At 47.1% G+C, this 15,965-nt stretch carries 13 protein-coding genes; 9 read left to right on the forward strand and 4 right to left on the reverse strand.

The window, feature by feature from the left end:
- Positions 1 to 266: 266 nt before the first annotated feature.
- Both B9J84_RS01745 and B9J84_RS01750 read right to left on the reverse strand, forming a co-directional pair.
- Positions 267 to 2,603, reverse strand: coding sequence for a VolA/Pla-1 family phospholipase (locus tag B9J84_RS01745; protein ID WP_094123396.1), 2,337 nt, complete (start codon positions 2,601 to 2,603; stop codon positions 267 to 269).
- Positions 2,604 to 2,618: 15 nt separating this feature from the next.
- The gene (locus B9J84_RS01750; RefSeq protein WP_094123397.1) at positions 2,619 to 3,854 is read right to left on the reverse strand and encodes an outer membrane protein transport protein; all 1,236 of its coding nucleotides are present in this window, start codon (positions 3,852 to 3,854) and stop codon (positions 2,619 to 2,621) included.
- A 225-nt stretch (positions 3,855 to 4,079) separates the two neighbouring features.
- Here B9J84_RS01750 and B9J84_RS16195 point away from each other — a divergent pair, with 225 nt between their 5' ends.
- Complete coding sequence (locus B9J84_RS16195) at positions 4,080 to 4,241, forward strand: hypothetical protein (protein WP_017049245.1); 162 nt, start codon at positions 4,080 to 4,082, stop codon at positions 4,239 to 4,241.
- Here the strand turns inward: B9J84_RS16195 and B9J84_RS01755 are convergent.
- Positions 4,200 to 6,248 carry an alpha-amylase gene (locus B9J84_RS01755; protein ID WP_094123398.1) on the reverse strand — a complete coding sequence of 683 codons (2,049 nt, stop codon included), beginning with the start codon at positions 6,246 to 6,248 and terminating at the stop codon, positions 4,200 to 4,202. The genes B9J84_RS16195 and B9J84_RS01755 overlap by 42 nt on opposite strands.
- Before the next feature lie 321 nt (positions 6,249 to 6,569).
- Between B9J84_RS01755 and B9J84_RS01760 the strand changes: the two genes are divergently transcribed.
- The 8 genes from B9J84_RS01760 to B9J84_RS01795 all read left to right on the forward strand — a co-directional run bounded on the left by B9J84_RS01760 (position 6,570) and on the right by B9J84_RS01795 (position 14,340).
- A complete protein-coding gene (locus B9J84_RS01760; RefSeq protein ID WP_094123399.1) occupies positions 6,570 to 7,478 on the forward strand; it encodes an aldo/keto reductase family oxidoreductase in 909 nt (302 codons plus the stop codon).
- Between the two features lie 204 nt (positions 7,479 to 7,682).
- Positions 7,683 to 8,501 carry a hypothetical protein gene (locus B9J84_RS01765; RefSeq protein WP_094123400.1) on the forward strand — a complete coding sequence of 273 codons (819 nt, stop codon included), beginning with the start codon at positions 7,683 to 7,685 and terminating at the stop codon, positions 8,499 to 8,501.
- Between the two features lie 14 nt (positions 8,502 to 8,515).
- A complete protein-coding gene (locus B9J84_RS01770; RefSeq protein ID WP_179217501.1) occupies positions 8,516 to 9,199 on the forward strand; it encodes an ABC transporter ATP-binding protein in 684 nt (227 codons plus the stop codon).
- A complete protein-coding gene (locus B9J84_RS01775; protein WP_094123402.1) occupies positions 9,187 to 10,446 on the forward strand; it encodes an ABC transporter permease in 1,260 nt (419 codons plus the stop codon). Before B9J84_RS01770 ends, B9J84_RS01775 begins: the two co-directional genes overlap by 13 nt.
- A complete protein-coding gene (locus B9J84_RS01780; RefSeq protein ID WP_094123403.1) occupies positions 10,439 to 11,200 on the forward strand; it encodes an outer membrane lipoprotein-sorting protein in 762 nt (253 codons plus the stop codon). The genes B9J84_RS01775 and B9J84_RS01780 overlap by 8 nt, the downstream gene beginning before the upstream one ends.
- A gap of 1 nt (position 11,201) precedes the next feature.
- On the forward strand, positions 11,202 to 12,503 hold the full coding sequence (locus tag B9J84_RS01785) for a hypothetical protein (RefSeq protein WP_094123404.1): 1,302 nt from the start codon (positions 11,202 to 11,204) through the stop codon (positions 12,501 to 12,503).
- Positions 12,503 to 13,555, forward strand: a complete 1,053-nt coding sequence (locus B9J84_RS01790) for a sensor histidine kinase (RefSeq protein ID WP_094123405.1) — start codon at positions 12,503 to 12,505, stop codon at positions 13,553 to 13,555. Before B9J84_RS01785 ends, B9J84_RS01790 begins: the two co-directional genes overlap by 1 nt.
- Complete coding sequence (locus tag B9J84_RS01795; protein WP_017048167.1) at positions 13,552 to 14,340, forward strand: LytTR family DNA-binding domain-containing protein; 789 nt, start codon at positions 13,552 to 13,554, stop codon at positions 14,338 to 14,340. Before B9J84_RS01790 ends, B9J84_RS01795 begins: the two co-directional genes overlap by 4 nt.
- Positions 14,341 to 14,374: 34 nt before the next feature.
- Here the strand turns inward: B9J84_RS01795 and B9J84_RS01800 are convergent, their stop codons facing one another.
- Positions 14,375 to 15,958, reverse strand: coding sequence for an EAL domain-containing protein (locus B9J84_RS01800; RefSeq protein ID WP_094123406.1), 1,584 nt, complete (start codon positions 15,956 to 15,958; stop codon positions 14,375 to 14,377).
- Positions 15,959 to 15,965 lie beyond the last annotated feature (7 nt).

Below are 15,965 nucleotides of genomic sequence, written 5' to 3' on the forward strand. Positions count from 1 at the left end.
TAAAACAAAAAGGAGTGGGTGGGAGAAATGTGAATTACCTCGAATAACTTTTTCTTATTTATGTCAGCTTATAGATGGTTTTGATCTTTTTATCTGGGATATTTCCAGATTTCAGGTTGATCTTGGCTGTTTTTACACATCCATTCCATTCGAAATAAATTACCACTGTGGATAGGTGAATAATTTGATGCAGTCAGTAGATGGAGAATTCAAACAGCTTCCAAATAAGGAAGCTGTTTGAATAAGTAAACAGCCTGTTTACTCGGTTAGTTCAAGAAAATAGCCAGTTGTGATAGCGCTCCAGCGCGAAGCACACCATCGGCCGTATCTTGCGGTGCGAGAAAGGTTGTGTGTGTACCACTGTCCATTTTTACGAAGACTTTAGACGTATTAGTGATTACATCAGAGGGTACTGCGTTGGCTAATCCCAATAGTATTGCTAGGGGTTCGGTGCCTGCACGTGTATTTGTGACATTGTTAGGTACACTCTCGTCTCCCGCCACTTGCAATAAATAAGTAGGGATTGTCGCGGTTCCACCACTGATTAGGTAACTTGCGTTTGTGTATGGATCCATAGTATCGAGCAAGGTTTGAGTCGCGTAGGTAAATTGATCCAACTGACTTTGCAGTGCTGCTTTGTCTGAGGCAGAGGCTGTGTTTTCAAACGTGGTGTAGCAAACTTTCTCTGTTAACCCTGGACAGTATTGGTCGGCGAATGCTTTGTATTTGGGGCTTGCACTTAAGGCGAGATTATGTTTAATGAGTGGGCCATAGTTTGCTGAACCCATTAACAAGTTACCGATTTGACCACCTGAGTTTGCAATGGCCATTCCAGAGAATTTATACAGCGCATCACCACTAGCATCACCGATAGTGCGGTTCGCGTTCGCGACAGCGCTTAAGCCGACGATTCCTCCCAATGAGTGGCCAAGGAATTTTGGTGGCATCGCCGCGGTATTGGCTGCGTTTGCTAATTGAGAACCAACAAACAACCCTGCACTTTGTGAGTAAGTAATGGCCGCACGCAGCCCCATGATATCTAAGATACTCTGACGCGTGTTGTCACGAGCGACGGCCAAGTTGTTCAAATTGAGGTACGCTAGAATATCGGCATTAGCTGAGCGCTGTGCATCTAAACTGCGAGCACCATGCAGTGGCTGATCAATGGCAATCACGGCGATACCAGCATTGGCTAAATGTGCTGCTGTGAAGTACGCATCTTCTTTAACAGAAGTTATACCGTGTTGGTAAATCACGATCGGCCAGTTTGTTCCCGCGTTAGGAGTAAACAGTAAGAAATCAACGTCTTCTAACGATTTCACCTTAGGTACAGGGCTATAGCGTGTAATGATGCGCTGAGGATCGAGTGCGCTGCCATCAGACTTTGTGAGGGTCAATCCCACTAGCTTAAGCTGTTCACTTGGGCTGGTTGCTAGTTGAGTCACGTCGATATTGTTAGCAATGAGCTGATTGGCGATGGTGGCTTTTTCATTGTCATCTGCCAAAGCATTTTTAATCAAGGCCAAACTTGGCATTGCTGATTCAAACGGCTGTGAGTTCCAGTTGCTTCCTTTCTCTAAATAATAAGGGAGCTTAACCGTTCCAGTCGTGACATTAACGTTATAACTGCTGGTTGTGTATTCATTTTCAATAAACGCTTTAGCGGTTGTTTTTTCTGCGCCAATGTAAGTTTGAAAATTTGCATCGTTATTAAGTGCGGTTACAAAATCGGTTGTAGCACCAAAGCTCATGGTGTAAGCGGCGCTCAAATTAAGGTTGTTTGGGTTCGCACCTTGCTTCCAAATGTTGCCAATATCTGTCGTTGCAAGGCCTGCGGCGGTGGCGCCTTTCACACTGTAAAGTGTTTGACCAACAGATTGAGTACTAAACCACGTTGAATAAATAATCTTGGTTTGATCCACCCCTGCCAAAGCGAAAATGCTTTCCACGCCTTGGGTCACTTTTTGTAGTGCCTCTAGCTTATCATCGGTATAGATTTTCACTTTGGACTTCAACGCGGCGTAGCTGCTGGATGTGCCTGCAATATTGCCATTTACATCGGTAATCTCATCTGTCACGGCTAAAATATATTCACTGGCAGGGTTGAGCGCTTTGTTTGGCACGATCGCAATTTTATCGCTGCTGGCACTGGCGATGGCAGCAAAGTCGGTGTTCAATGTCAGCACATTTTTAACCGCTGGGCTGCCAATCATACTGTCGGTCAGCTCAATTAAATAAATACCGTTAGAGATAAGACCGTCAGCCAATCCTGCGCCTTCAAAGTCTAAAAACAGTGGCATTGATGTTGACCAACCATCCATTGTGCCCATAGCGGCGACTGGATTGGTTAAGGCGTCATCACCCTTGGTTGGAATTTCTAACGTGCCGTCTTTGGCATTCATGAGTGCAAAAGAGGGCAGTGGTACGTTTGCGTTTGCGCCACTGAGCGTGAATTTTATGCTGGTGTCGCGTGTTAACGCGTCTTGAATGTAGGCTTCGTAAGTGGGTGTTGTGCTTGCTCCCGAACTGTTCGTTTCATCACCACAACCGACTAACCATAACGCAGAGCAGAGCAGCGATATTTTGAATGTTGTTTTAAGCATGACTTATCCCTGAGTTTAGTTGAATGTGTAGTTAAGTTGAATAGCGCTAAGGCAAGCAGTCCCTTGCGATTCAAACGTCAATGTTTCATTGAGTTTGTTGGTTTCGGTAAACGTGCCGCTTTTACTTTTCACCAGTGCAAAACCTGCATCAATGGATAGCGAGTCGCTGATCACGTAGCTCACGCCCGCTGAATACCAATAACGGTCGCTATCTGGAATACTCAATGTGGCTTCGCCCGCTTGTTCATCAAAAGCAAAACCGGCGCGTAGTGTCCAAGTCGAGTTTAATTGATAAGTTGAACCCAATGACCAACGGCCACTGTCTTCATACTTTTCAGATTTATAAAAACACTCTCCGTTGGTACATTGTGATGACGTTGCTTTTAACTCTTTGAATGAACTCCAGTCGGTACGTTGGTACCCGTAATGCAACGCCACGCTATCAGTGAGTTGGTGAAATGCGGAAACTTCCCACATCGCAGGTAGCGTGATTTTTAAACGTCCTTCAACAACAGCGTTTGTTGCAACACCTGAGCTATAGCTTGAAAACTCACCATCATCAAAATCCAGATCAACAGCAGAGCGGTAAGCAAAACCGACACGGTGGTTTTGGTTGAACTCATATAAGCTACCTATGTTCCAGCCCAAAGCTATGGTTTCGCCAGTCATTCCGACTAGGTTGTCAGAGGCAGAGCCGCCAGTAAATACGGCTAAAGCACCTTTATGTCGTGTCAGTTTTGCTTCGGCATAGACGAGGTTAATACCCGCAGCGAGACTAAGCTGTTCGTTAACACGGTAGGCAATATTCGGGTTTAAATTGACAGAAAGAAGAGAAGTATCGCCTGCAAGATCGCCTGCATAAATATCATTAGGGTAGTCTGTAGCTACGCCGTAAGTAGTGAATATTCCCATCCCCCAAGCCCATTTTTCATTGATTGGACTGACGTAGTAAGCCGCGGGAACTACTTGCAGTGGCGCAACATCGTTCATTTTCTGTTGGTTTTTCACATCATATACATCAACCTCTGGGTCAACGATGGACAGGGCACCAGAAAACTGCGTCGTATCAAACCGTGTCATGGCTGCGGGGTTGTGTGCAATCACACTCGCGTTATCGGCCACCGCTCCTTCACCAGAGAAAGCACGTCCTAGCCCTGAGGCTGAATGCTCTGCCACTTGGAAGCCTGCAGAGTGAACATTAAACGCTGTCAATATTGATAGCGCGAGTAGCGTGCGGGGTTTGATGATCATTCTCGACCTCCTAAGGCCTTGTTATGGTAATGGCATTGCAATGCGAGATGTTAATTTTGTGTTGTTGATATGTCAAAGAAAATGATGTCTTTATTTCAATTAGCGGCGAATGATAGTGTGTAAGTATTTGTAAATCAAATGAAAAGTTGACAGTTTTGGTATGACCAGTAGAGTTGTGCTTATTTGGCAGGGTAATTGGTTTAGCTTGTGCTAAAGTTAATTTTTATGCTTCAACACGTTCATAATATTGATGTTTTGGTGGGTGAGTTTAAATTATTTGACCAAAAAAATGGTGAAGAAACAGAGGCAGTCACTATGGTGTTTGCAACTACCTCTGTGGTGGGTTTAACGGCCAACAAAAGCAATAACGACACGGTCATTATTTAACGTTCTAGAGAACAGATAGGCATTTTGCTGTTCAATCTCATGATGAATACCTGCGCCAATGGCAGGGTGTGATTGACGAAATTGGCCTAGCGTTTGCCAATGCTTCAGCAGCGCTTGTCGCTCTTCATCCAGTGACCACACCATGTCAGAACGCGTGCCTTGGTGAAAATCATCGGCGTAAGGGCCAACTTGACGTGCGACTTCATCACCGTAGTAAATTTGCACCGCACCCGGTGCAAGAAGCAATGCATTGACGGCATTACGCTGCATTTCAAAGGAGTTAAAACGGCTAAAAAACAGCTCGGTATCGTGAGAAGAGAGGTAGCTCACGGGGGTAAAATCTGGGTATTTCGCTAGCGTTTGCGCGTAGTCGCGGTACACCATCGCCATTTGGCTTAAGCAGGCTGCGCCTTTATCGACTCTTTTTTGCATATCAAAGTTGATCAGTGCATCAAAGCCATCATCAAAATAGGGGCTGCGGTAAGCTGAATGGCCCCATACTTCGCCCATCATCCAAAAGGGTTGCCCTTGCTGCCCGTTTTGCTCGCGCCAAGCATCTAAACTGCGTGATGCCTCGCTTTTTAAGCGTCGCCATACCTCGCCTTCCACATGTTTTACGGTGTCGACGCGGTAACCATCAATACCAAAGCGTTTAACCCAATCGGTTTGCCACTCAATTAAGTAATCGGTAACGCTATACTGTTCGCGCGCTACCACGCGAGTGCCGGGGTTATTAAGTAGCCACTGCGGCGGCGTCACCGCTTGTGTTGATTCAGTGCGAAAATCCGGTAAGCCGGCCAGCGTCATCGTGATATCGCTAGATCCGGGTTTCTGGTAGCCGGGCAACCCAGCGCGAACCCAATCCTTGCCCCACCACTGCGACCAGTTGGCGCTTTGATAATCAATGGATTGATTGTAGCTGTGCCAGTTTTCTTCAGCTTTCGGCATCCAATCAACCCATTTTTGCGGTAAATTTTGGGGATTAACCACCTCAATCTGATCAAATTGCAGGTCAGCCAAGGTGGCGTAGCCGGAATGGTTGAGCACCGCATCGAGCAAGATTTTTATGCCTCGTTTATGCGCTTCAGTGACCAGCGTTTTGAGATCCTCCTCATCACCAAAATTTTGATCGATCTTGGTAAAATCACGCGTCCAGTAACCGTGATAGGCATAAAAAGGGAACGAGCCACTGTCACCACCGCCAACAAAACCGTGCACCTGTTCCACAATCGGCGAAAGCCAAATCGCGTCGGTGCCTAAGCTTTTGATGTAATCGAGTTTGGCAATCACACCTTTTAGGTCGCCACCGTGGAAAGTGCCCACTTCTTCTTTGCCATCTTTTTTACGGCCATAGCTATTGTCGTTACTTGGGTCACCATTGTTGAATCTGTCCACCATCACAAAGTAAATCGTGGCATTGCGGTAGGTAAAGGGTTCGCTGGCGGCATCCGTTGCGGGGGCAAGCAGCACCAATCCACCACTGGTTGGTGACGGCATTAAGGTGACTTGGCTATTTTTTACGCTGAGGATTTGGCCGGTAAATGTCTCTTTTAGTCGTGTGCCATCGGGGAACGTATTGCCCAGTTGTAAGGTCACTTCGCCGCCTTGGTACTGCTCGCACGAAACACTCGGTATCGGCCGTTTAAATTTGCTAGTAGTGGATTTTTTGGCTTGGCGGACAAAGGTTAAGGTCTGCTGCTCGTCATCATAAGCGAAGGCGTAATCGCCAGTGAAACGTATCGTCAGCGGCAGTTCGGTTTCTTGCCCACAATTGAGAGCAATGGGCGCGTTGAATTTGATGCTCTGCTGAGCTGGCGCGCTGCACTGGCCCTCAATCCCTGACACTTTTATTGTGTAGCTTTCTTTGGTCAAGGGAATGACTAAAGGCGTTTTCGCATCCAGCGGAAAGTCGCGGCTAGTCGTGGTGGTCGAAATGGTCAGATTGGGCGCGGCAAACACAACAGGCGCGGCAGCGCAAAGTGCGAGTGTTAACGTGGAGAATTTCATGCTCTATCCTTGGCCTTCATGGGTTAGGGTGATTCGTTTTTGCATTATCGTCAGTCGCTGTAGGGCGAGGTGCTTCATCGCTAACAATAAAAGCAGAGAGAGAAGTTGACATCATTCTTGTGCCTAAGCCTTAAGAATTTGGCGTTGATCACAAAGCATGGCTTGGGGGCGTAGAAGCGATGAATTTTCCAGCGATATAAATTGTCAACGTGTAGTGAATCTCACAACTTCGGCGCGTAATCTTAACTTATTCGGTAGATTCATTGAGCCGTCATCGAAACCTGCTTAGGATGACGGCAATTAAGTCAAAGGAGACAACCAATGGTTGCTAAAGTAACAATCGCGCCGCAAGGGCCAGATTTTTCAGAGCTAGTACAAGGTTACTGGCGTTTGGCAGATTGGGGCATGACGCCACAACAGCGTTTAACGTTTTTAAAACAGCACATTGAATTGGGCATTAGCACGGTTGACCATGCGGATATTTACGGTAACTACCAGTGCGAGAAACTGTTTGGTGAAGCCTTAGCGCTGGAGCCCGCGCTGCGCGAGCAGATCCAAATCGTCACTAAGTGCGACATCAATTTGTGTGGCGAAAAAACGCCGCAGCGTAAGATAAACCACTACGATACCAGTTCTGCGCATATCTATCAGTCGGTCAATAATTCGCTGGAACGACTTGGTGTGAGCGAAATCGATCTGCTGTTGATCCACCGCCCAGATGCCTTGATGGATGCCGATGAAGTCGCCGAAGCGTTTTCTGAACTGCGCAAAGTGGGCAAAGTGAAGCACTTTGGTGTGTCGAACTTCAGCCCGCGCCAGTTTGAACTGCTGCAATCTCGCCTAGGTAAACCGTTAGTGACCAACCAAGTGGAGATGAACCCGCTCAACTTCGATGTGGTGCACGATGGCACTTTGGATCATTTGCAAACGCAGCGCATTCGCCCAATGGCTTGGTCTTGTTTAGCTGGCGGCGAGATTTTTAACGGTCAGACTGAACAAGCCCAACGTGTGCGCAGTGAGCTAGAAGCGATCGCCCAAGAGATCGGCGCAGACAGTATTGATCAGGTTATTTACGCTTGGGTACTGCGTCTGCCTTCTAAGCCGCTGCCGATTATTGGCTCTGGTAAGATTAACCGCGTCAAAGCGGCAATTGCTGCGCTTGATTTAGAACTGACCCGCGAGCAGTGGTATCGGGTTTGGGTCGCCGCCAAAGGGCATGGCGTGCCATAGAGCGGATGTTTTTTGGAACAGATGCTTTTGAAAACAGATGTTTTTGCCCCGCGATACGCTTTTCGTATTGCTATTATTTCAGTATTACGATTAGGTTTTAATCTCACTCTCCCAACCAGCCCTCAGTGGCTGGTTTTTTTGTCGACTTCCCATTCACGTCATCCAGCCTGCCATTAACGCTGCATAATCCCCCTTTATCGCAAAGTGGCGCATCTGGCCTATTTGCTGCGTAATCTGTCGTCATCAAGCAAATTTCATCACCAACGAATGAAAGGGACCATCATGATGACGACATTTTCTTATTCACGCTCACTTCGCAAACTGCTACTCAGTGTCGGGTTGCTGCTAAGCATCACGGCTGTTCAAGCTAATCCAAGCGACGCTTTAATTATGCAGTACAACCAAGCGGCCGAAGGCGACAGTGACAAAGTGGATCTTGTGCTTCACCAACTAGAGCAGTTGATTAAACAGCAAGGGGCCAAACCGCTCAGCTTAGCTTATCTGGGCAGTGCACAAACCCTGCAAGGGCGTGATGCATTCATGCCTTGGAATAAGATGAGATACGTCGAAGAGGGCTTGGCCACCATAGACAAAGGCCTGACTTTACTCAGCAATCACCCGCAGCCGCTTGCTGAACAAGAGCGCGTCATGGGGCTGCCGGATAGCTATTTAACGCGCGCGGTTTCGGCCGCGACTTACACCTCACTGCCCGATATGTTCAACCATTTTGAGCGTGGTTATGATTTGTATCTCGACCTTCTTGTTGAACCCGAATTAACTGCACAACCTTTTGCCGCCACCGCATGGGTTTATCGATACGCCATTCAAGCCGCCCTTCGTGCCAACGACACTCCTCAAGCAGAGCAATGGCTTGCTCAGATGCAAACTCATCAGAAGCAAGGCAAGCAAGTTGACAACCAGCCAGCAGAGCATCCGCAAATCATCCAAGCCAAGGCTTTGATTACAAATGCGTTGATTGAAAACGGATTGACTGAAAAAACGCATGAATTGAAAAGCGAATGAGGGAGGGCAACAAAATGCTACGATTTGAACAGATCAGTAAAACCTATCAATTAGGTATGCAGCCGCTGCTGGCGTTGAGCGCGGTGAATGGCGAAGTCAAACAAGGTGAAATGCTAGCGCTGTGCGGCCCGTCAGGTTCGGGAAAAAGCACTTTGCTCAATATCTTGGGTCTGCTTGATCAAGATTACCAAGGTGACATTGAACTGGCGGGTTACCCTTACCCAACCGATCCAAGAGAGGCGGCGGCGCTGCGCCGCAAAAAATTAGGCTTCGTTTTCCAAAAATTCAACTTAGTTCCGGTGATGACAGCGGCGGAAAATATTGCTTACCCATTGATGCTAAACGGCTACAGCCTGCGCGATCAGCGTACTTTAACGCGCACTATGCTAGCCAAAGTGGGGTTAGAAACGCTGGCTCACCACCGGCCGGATCATCTTTCTGGCGGCCAGCAACAGCGCGTAGCCATTGCGCGTGCGCTGATCCATAACCCTGAAATGGTGATTGCCGACGAACCGACCGCCAGTTTAGACAGCCATACCGCCAATATGGTGATCGACATCATGAAAAGCCTTGGCCACGAAATGGGCACCACTTTTATTGTGGCTACGCACGACGCGCGCATGGCCAACCGCTGTGACCGAACCTTGCAGCTTGTGGATGGCAAAGTGATTCAGGAGGCGATGAAATGGGCAAGCTGATTTCTATGGAATGGCGTATGGCGGCGCTGAATTTACTGCGCAATCGCCGCCGCAGCCTGCTTTCGGTATTGATCATTGCCATTGCTGTTTTCGCATTGACCAGCGCCGGAGGATTTGGCCTTTACACTTACCAAGCACTGCGCGAATCCACTGCGCGCGACACCGGGCATTTAACGCTCAGCCAACCGGGCTTTTTTGATCAAGATGAAGAGTCACCACTGGCTAATGGGATTGCCGACAGTGCGTTGATTGTTGAGCGATTAATCGACGATAAGCGGATACGAGGCATTCAGCCACGCATTGAGTTTAGCGGGTTGGTCTCTAACGGTAGCAAATCGACCATTTTTGTCGGTTCCGGCGTTAACCATAAAGAGTTTGATATGAAAGGGCCATTTTTGGACGTTCGCCAAGGCAAAACCTTGTCCAATATTGACTCCCCTCGATTTGATGCGAGTGAGCCGGAAGTGATGCTGGCGGTGGATCTCGCCAAAAACTTAAACGTGTCGATTGGTGACTGGGTTACTTTACTGACCAGTACCGCTGATGGCGCGCTCAACGCGGTTGATTTCAAAGTGCACGGCATCTATTCCACGGGTGTGCCTGAATTGGATAAACGCCAATTGTATCTGCACATTCAATCGGCCTCTGAGCTGTTAGCTTCGAATAAAGTGAGCACCTTATCGCTGTTTTTGTTTAGCACCGAACAGACAGAAACCATGCGGCATTGGGTTGAAAACAAACTGTCATTAATGAGCCTTCGCCAAGCGATTCAAGTGACGCCTTGGCAGCAGCGCGCGTTTTTTTATCAAAAAGTAAAAGATCTTTACGATCGCATCTTCGGCATCATGGGCTTGGTGATGGGGTTGGTGGTTTTCGTCGCGCTATTTAACACCTTAACCATGTCGGTCACGGAGAGAACACGTGAAATCGGAACGCTGTCGGCGCTTGGCACTTACCCAAATGAAATCGTCGCCAGCTTCATGCGCGAAGCCGTACTGCTAGCCATTTTAGGCACGCTGGTGGGTGCGGCGTTCAATGCCCTAACAAGCGTGTTATTGATGGTAGTCGATGTGCAAATGCCACCACCACCGGGACGCACGGAAGGGTATCCTTTACATATTTATTTTTCATGGGAATTGGTTCTGCTGAGTGCGTTTGGCGTACTCAGCATTTGTATTGCAGCGGCTTGGTTGTCGGCACGCAAAGGAGTCAACAAGCCAATCACGGAGGCACTGGTTTATGTATAAATGGATGATGTTATTACTGATCACGCTTAGCGGTGGCTACTCGGCCGCTGGCTGGACGGCGCTAGATGCTGGGCAAATGACCAAAAACGCCGACCAATATCGCCTTGGTTACAGCGCGGCTAAAGTCGTCTCTTTGGTGTCGCTTTATGAACGTGGTGAGCTCGATAAAACGCGTCAATATCACGTGTATACCAAAGCCAATCGCGACTCGTTAGTGGTGTTCAAATCCTCCGTTGAAGCGGGGCAAAAAATGCTGATGCTCGATGAAAACTACTGGTTGTTGATGCCCAAAAGCCGCCGCCCTATTCGTATTACGCCAATGCAAAAACTGCTTGGTGAGGCTTCGGTGGGCGATATTTCAACACTGACGTGGAGCGAGGATTACCAAAGTCAATTGATGGGTGAAGAGCAGATAGAAACACCCAATGGTCAACCTTACCTGACACATAAGTTGTCATTACTGGCTGTCACAGAAGGGGCGAACTACCAGCAAATTATCTTATGGTTGGATAAAGAGAACGATTTCCCAATCAAAGCTTCTTTGTATTTACGTTCTGGGAAACTGGCCAAGCAGGCTTGGTTTCGCGCTGGTGAAAAAGAGGGACGAATGCGCGTAACCAGTATGACGCTGCTTGATCAAATTCAACCGACCAAAAAAACGGTGGTTGAGTATCAACACATCGAGCCCATGGAGCTAGATGAAAAATATTACAACCCCGCCTATCTGACTCGTAACAGTCTATCGGAGTTATGAGATGAAGCGTGTTGCGTTCGCTTTTTTAACCAGCGTATTGAGCTTAGCTGCGCGGGCAGAAGCCCCCAGTTTTGATTGGGATTGGGTAATGAGCGCATCCACCACGGCGCATCGCGACAGCCTTTTTTTTCCTAGTAATCAAGCACGCGATACGCAGCAGATTGAGGCGTTATTGGATGTAGAAATGAGGTGGCATGGCTGGTTGGGTCTAGTGGTTATCAAACAAAACGCCTTGTGGAGTAGCGATGCACAGCAGCACGCTGACAGCGAGTTCATTCTACAAGAACTGTTTTGGCAAGGCAGCCTAGTGCTGGCTGATGTGCCGTTTGAGCTGACACTAGGAAAAGTGCGCTTGGATTGGGGAGTGGGCTACGGTTATCGTCCGCTTGATCTCTTTCAGCCTTATCGCCGCAATCCGGTCGGTATTCAGGTAGAAGAGGGGGCCGGAACGCTCTCTGCTTCTTATTATGACCAGCAAGGTGAATGGACGCTTTTTTATACGGATTCTTCTTGGACAGAGCAGCAAGGCAGCGAATTACAACAAATGACCGAACAACAAGGGGCGGGCGTAAGGCGTTATCAGTTGATGGGCAATGCCGAATGGCAGGCGATTGCTTATTATGATGACGTTCGACGCGGCGTGCTGGGTAGCTCGTTTGTTACTGTGCTCACTGACGCATGGGAAGTGCATGCGTCAGCGCTCTATCAGCGTCATTATTTGGCGTACCAACAGCCCAGCGCGTTGGCTCAAGCACTTTACTCTGAACAACAAGAGATTGAATCGCGCATGGCTCTTGAATCACGAACGCAAGGCTATCAGGCACTGGTAGGGTTCAACTGGTCGGGAAGTGATGGGCAAAGCGTCATTGCAGAATATTGGTTCGACAGTCGCAGTTGGGGAAAAGAGCAGTGGCAACAAGCGCAGACCAACGCGGATTCGGTTCGTTATCAGCATAATCAAGCGTTAGGTTGGTCTTACGCACAAGGCTATAACCACGTGAATCTCGTGCAGCATAATGTGATGTTGCATGCTTCGTTAGATAGCCAAGCTTGGCGTCATTGGCAGTGGAGCCAGAGTATTGAATGGTTGCAAGGCTTAGTGCCGACACTTGATGTGCTGATTGCACCGCAAGATGGCGGCGTGATCGCTACCCAATGGCTCAATTACTCAGTGTACGATTCGGGTACAGCCTCTATCGAAATCGAACTGGCCGCACGTTTTATGACTGGGCCTGCTGACTCTACATATGCAAACTTACCAGATAAGCATATGATTCTATTAAATATGAAAGGGAAATTCTAATGTGCGAGAAAGTTGAGATTCGAAATCTTGCCAAAAGCTTGCTATTTACTTCGCTGTTTTGTGTGGTGATCGCCTTTACCACTCAGGCTATTTGGCCCAGTGATATCACGTTGCACTTAGCAATAAGCTTTGGCTACGGTTACAGCGCAGTGGCCATTGCTCACTTACTGAGTCGCTTCGCACCGCAGTTGTCCGCACGCTTAGTGAACGTTTTTTCGCTCACGGGGTCGATGATTTTCGGTACGTTACACGCTTATTTATGGCTTAGTAAATACGCGCACTTTAGTCATTTTTCAGCAATGAAACCGGTGATTTTTCTCGGTTTCGTTTTTACTGGCGTTTGCTTTTTCTACTTCTACGCGCATGAACAAAAGCTGATTGCTGAAAAAGCGCTGGAAGCCTCCAAACGGCGTCAATCTGAACAAGAGAAAGCCTTGATTTTGAGCCAGTTGCAGCAGTTACAAAGTCAAATTGAACCACACTTCTTATTTAATACGCTTGCCAATATCAGCGTGTTGATTGGCTCTGAGCCTTATAAAGCGCAAATGATGCTCGAAAAACTAACCGACTTATTGCGTGGGTCGCTGCGTAGTAACCGCAATCGCACCACAACGCTACGTGAAGAGTTACATTTAGTCGATGCGTATTTGGGTATTCAAAAAATTCGTTTAGGTGATCGGCTGGATTATGAGATTGCAATGCCTGGCGCAGCGGATGACATTCCTTTGCCGCCGATGCTGTTACAACCTTTGGTTGAGAATGCTGTTAGCCATGGTATTGAGCCTAAAGCCGCGGGGGGGAAAGTGACCATCAAAAGTGAAATTTATGACGAGTGGTTTGAAGTCAGTGTCTGTGACAGTGGCATTGGATTGCAGCCGAGTGCTCTTTCAGCAGGGCATGGTATTGCGTTGGATAATATTCGCCAACGCTTAAGCGGCCTATTCGCTGATGATGCGTATCTCACTATCGCCCAAAATCATGATGCTGGCGTGACGGCAACGATTAGAATAAAGCGGCTATTATTGGACCAACTACAAGGAAGTGCCACATGAGTACTGTCTCTGCGACCGCTATTATTGCTGATGATGAACCGTTATTGCGGCATCATTTAAACCGTGCATTAGGAGAAGTGTGGCCAGAGCTCGATATTGTCGCGCAAGCCGAAAATGGACGCGTGGCATTGTCCATGATTGAGCAGCATCAGCCTGAGGTGGCCTTTATTGATATTCGAATGCCAGAAATGGATGGTATGTCGCTTGCGAGGCAATTGGCTGGTTTGGCAAAGCCACCACTGATTGTATTTATCACCGCCTATGACGAGTATGCCATTCAAGCTTTTGAAGCCAATGCGGCGGATTATTTATTGAAACCGCTTTCTGAAGCGCGTTTAGTGCAGTGCTGTACTAAGTTGCAGCTAAGATTAGCCGAGCATTCTTCTGAGCGACAATTACCTGATTTGCAAACCCTTTTACAGCAGATACAGCATATAAGCCAACAGGCATCGCCGTCGTTTTTAAGCTGGTTAAAAGTTCAAAAAGGTGAAGATATTCACCTGATTTCGGTGGCGGATATGTTGTACGCTAAAGCCGAAGACAAATATTTATCCATATACGTAAAGAGTGATTCTGGAGTGCAGGAGTTCTTACTGCGCAGTTCATTGAAAGAGTTGCTGCAACAGCTTGACCCGAATCAGTTTTGGCAAATCCACCGTTCAACGGCAGTGAATGTTGCCAAGATAGATAAAGTGAAAAAAGAGTTCACGGGTAAAATGTACGTCTTGATTGGTCATGATAAGTTACCCGTCAGCCGTGCGCTGCAAGCTCAATTTAAGTCGTAACTGAATTTAAACCGCCGTTCGATTGATCGCGTGATTAGCGGTGTGCGATCTGCTTGGCGGACAGGGTGAATCGGAAGAAAGCATCCACAGACATAGGTTCAGAATAATAAAAACCTTGGATGTAACGTACACCCAACAGCTCTAATTCTCTCACCTGATCTTGGTTCTCAACGCCCTCAGCAATCAGCCGCATGTTCAATTGCTTTGCTAGTTTAATCATTGACACTAACACCGAAGTAATGGCTGAATTTTGATGCAAGCTTTTAATAAACACTTGATCAATTTTGAGAGTATGGAAGTCATGTTGGTGGATAAAATTTAAGCCTGAGTAGCCGGTACCAAAATCGTCAATGGCGATTTTAAAGCCTAGCTGTTTCAGTCGCTGTAAGTTTTCCATGGCTAACTTCAACTCGTCCACGTTGAAATGGTTGTCCTCGGTGATCTCCAACAGAAGTCGTGGAACAATGGCTGGGTGTTTTGCCGCGTAGCGTTTCATGTAATCCATAAAGTAATTATCAATGATCAATAACCGGCTGACGTTGATGCTGATGTATTGATCGTGCAACGCATGTTTGTGCTGCTCCACACATTCTGTCACCAATTTCAACACACGGTAGGTGATTTGGTGAATCACGCCAATACGCTCTGACAACGGGATAAAAATGGTGGGTGAAATATAGCCTTGAGAGGGTTCATTCCAACGCAGTAGCGCTTCGCTACCAACAATTCTATTCTCGGTAATGTCGACGATCGGTTGTAAATAGAGTTCCAACTGATGGTTTGATATTGCCTCTCTCAAAGAGACTTCTAAGGTGTTTCGGCTGAGGTAATAGTTGTGATAAGCAAGATAAATCAAAGAGATAATACTTGCTGTAAGCAAGACAAGCCATAAGTTATCGAGAAAATGGTAAGCATAAGATCCGTTATTTAAGTAGATCTGAATTGAGAGTGGGTAATGCTCGGATTTAAAGAGAAAGCTAGTATGAGCAGAATCGATCTCTTCCTGATCACTGCGAATACTTTGGCTTAACACGTTGACCTGATAGCCGTAGTGCCATTTGGCAAGTTTAGGAGCGACTAGGTTCATAAACTGTTCTGGAGGCATCAGTGCATTGAGGCCGCTCATATCTGGCTGTGAAGCATAGACAAAAAATGTTTGCTCTTTACTGCGAGATTTTGTTAATGAAATGGTCGTATTCGTTGGAGATTGTTTAAGCCTGTCAAGAATATGTTTGTATAAATGAATGGTGGTATGGCCTTCATTGCTGGTGCAAAAAATAGTCCCGTGAGCGTTGTACATGCCCACTTCTTTGACCATTTTCGAGCGAAATACATAGCTCCTCAGAGCAATGATGTCTTCTCTTTGGCAGTGCTTTGAAATGTTTTTACTTAACTGGTTCAGTTCATCCGACGTTTGATTGATGTGATGTTCCAGTTGTGTAATGGCTTGTTCACCGAAGCGGGTTGCCTGCCGGTTAGTGTCATAAAAGTTTTTAACTATCGCGAAAGTAAACACAAACAAGAAAATACCCAGAATAGGAATAAATGCGTTTATCTTTGCCGAAAGTATCTCTTTTGCAACGCTAAATTTGCTCGGTGAACTGTCATTGTTTTGCATTACAGAC

This window comes from Vibrio sp. V03_P4A6T147, assembly GCF_002241085.1.
Lineage (GTDB): Bacteria > Pseudomonadota > Gammaproteobacteria > Enterobacterales > Vibrionaceae > Vibrio > Vibrio anguillarum.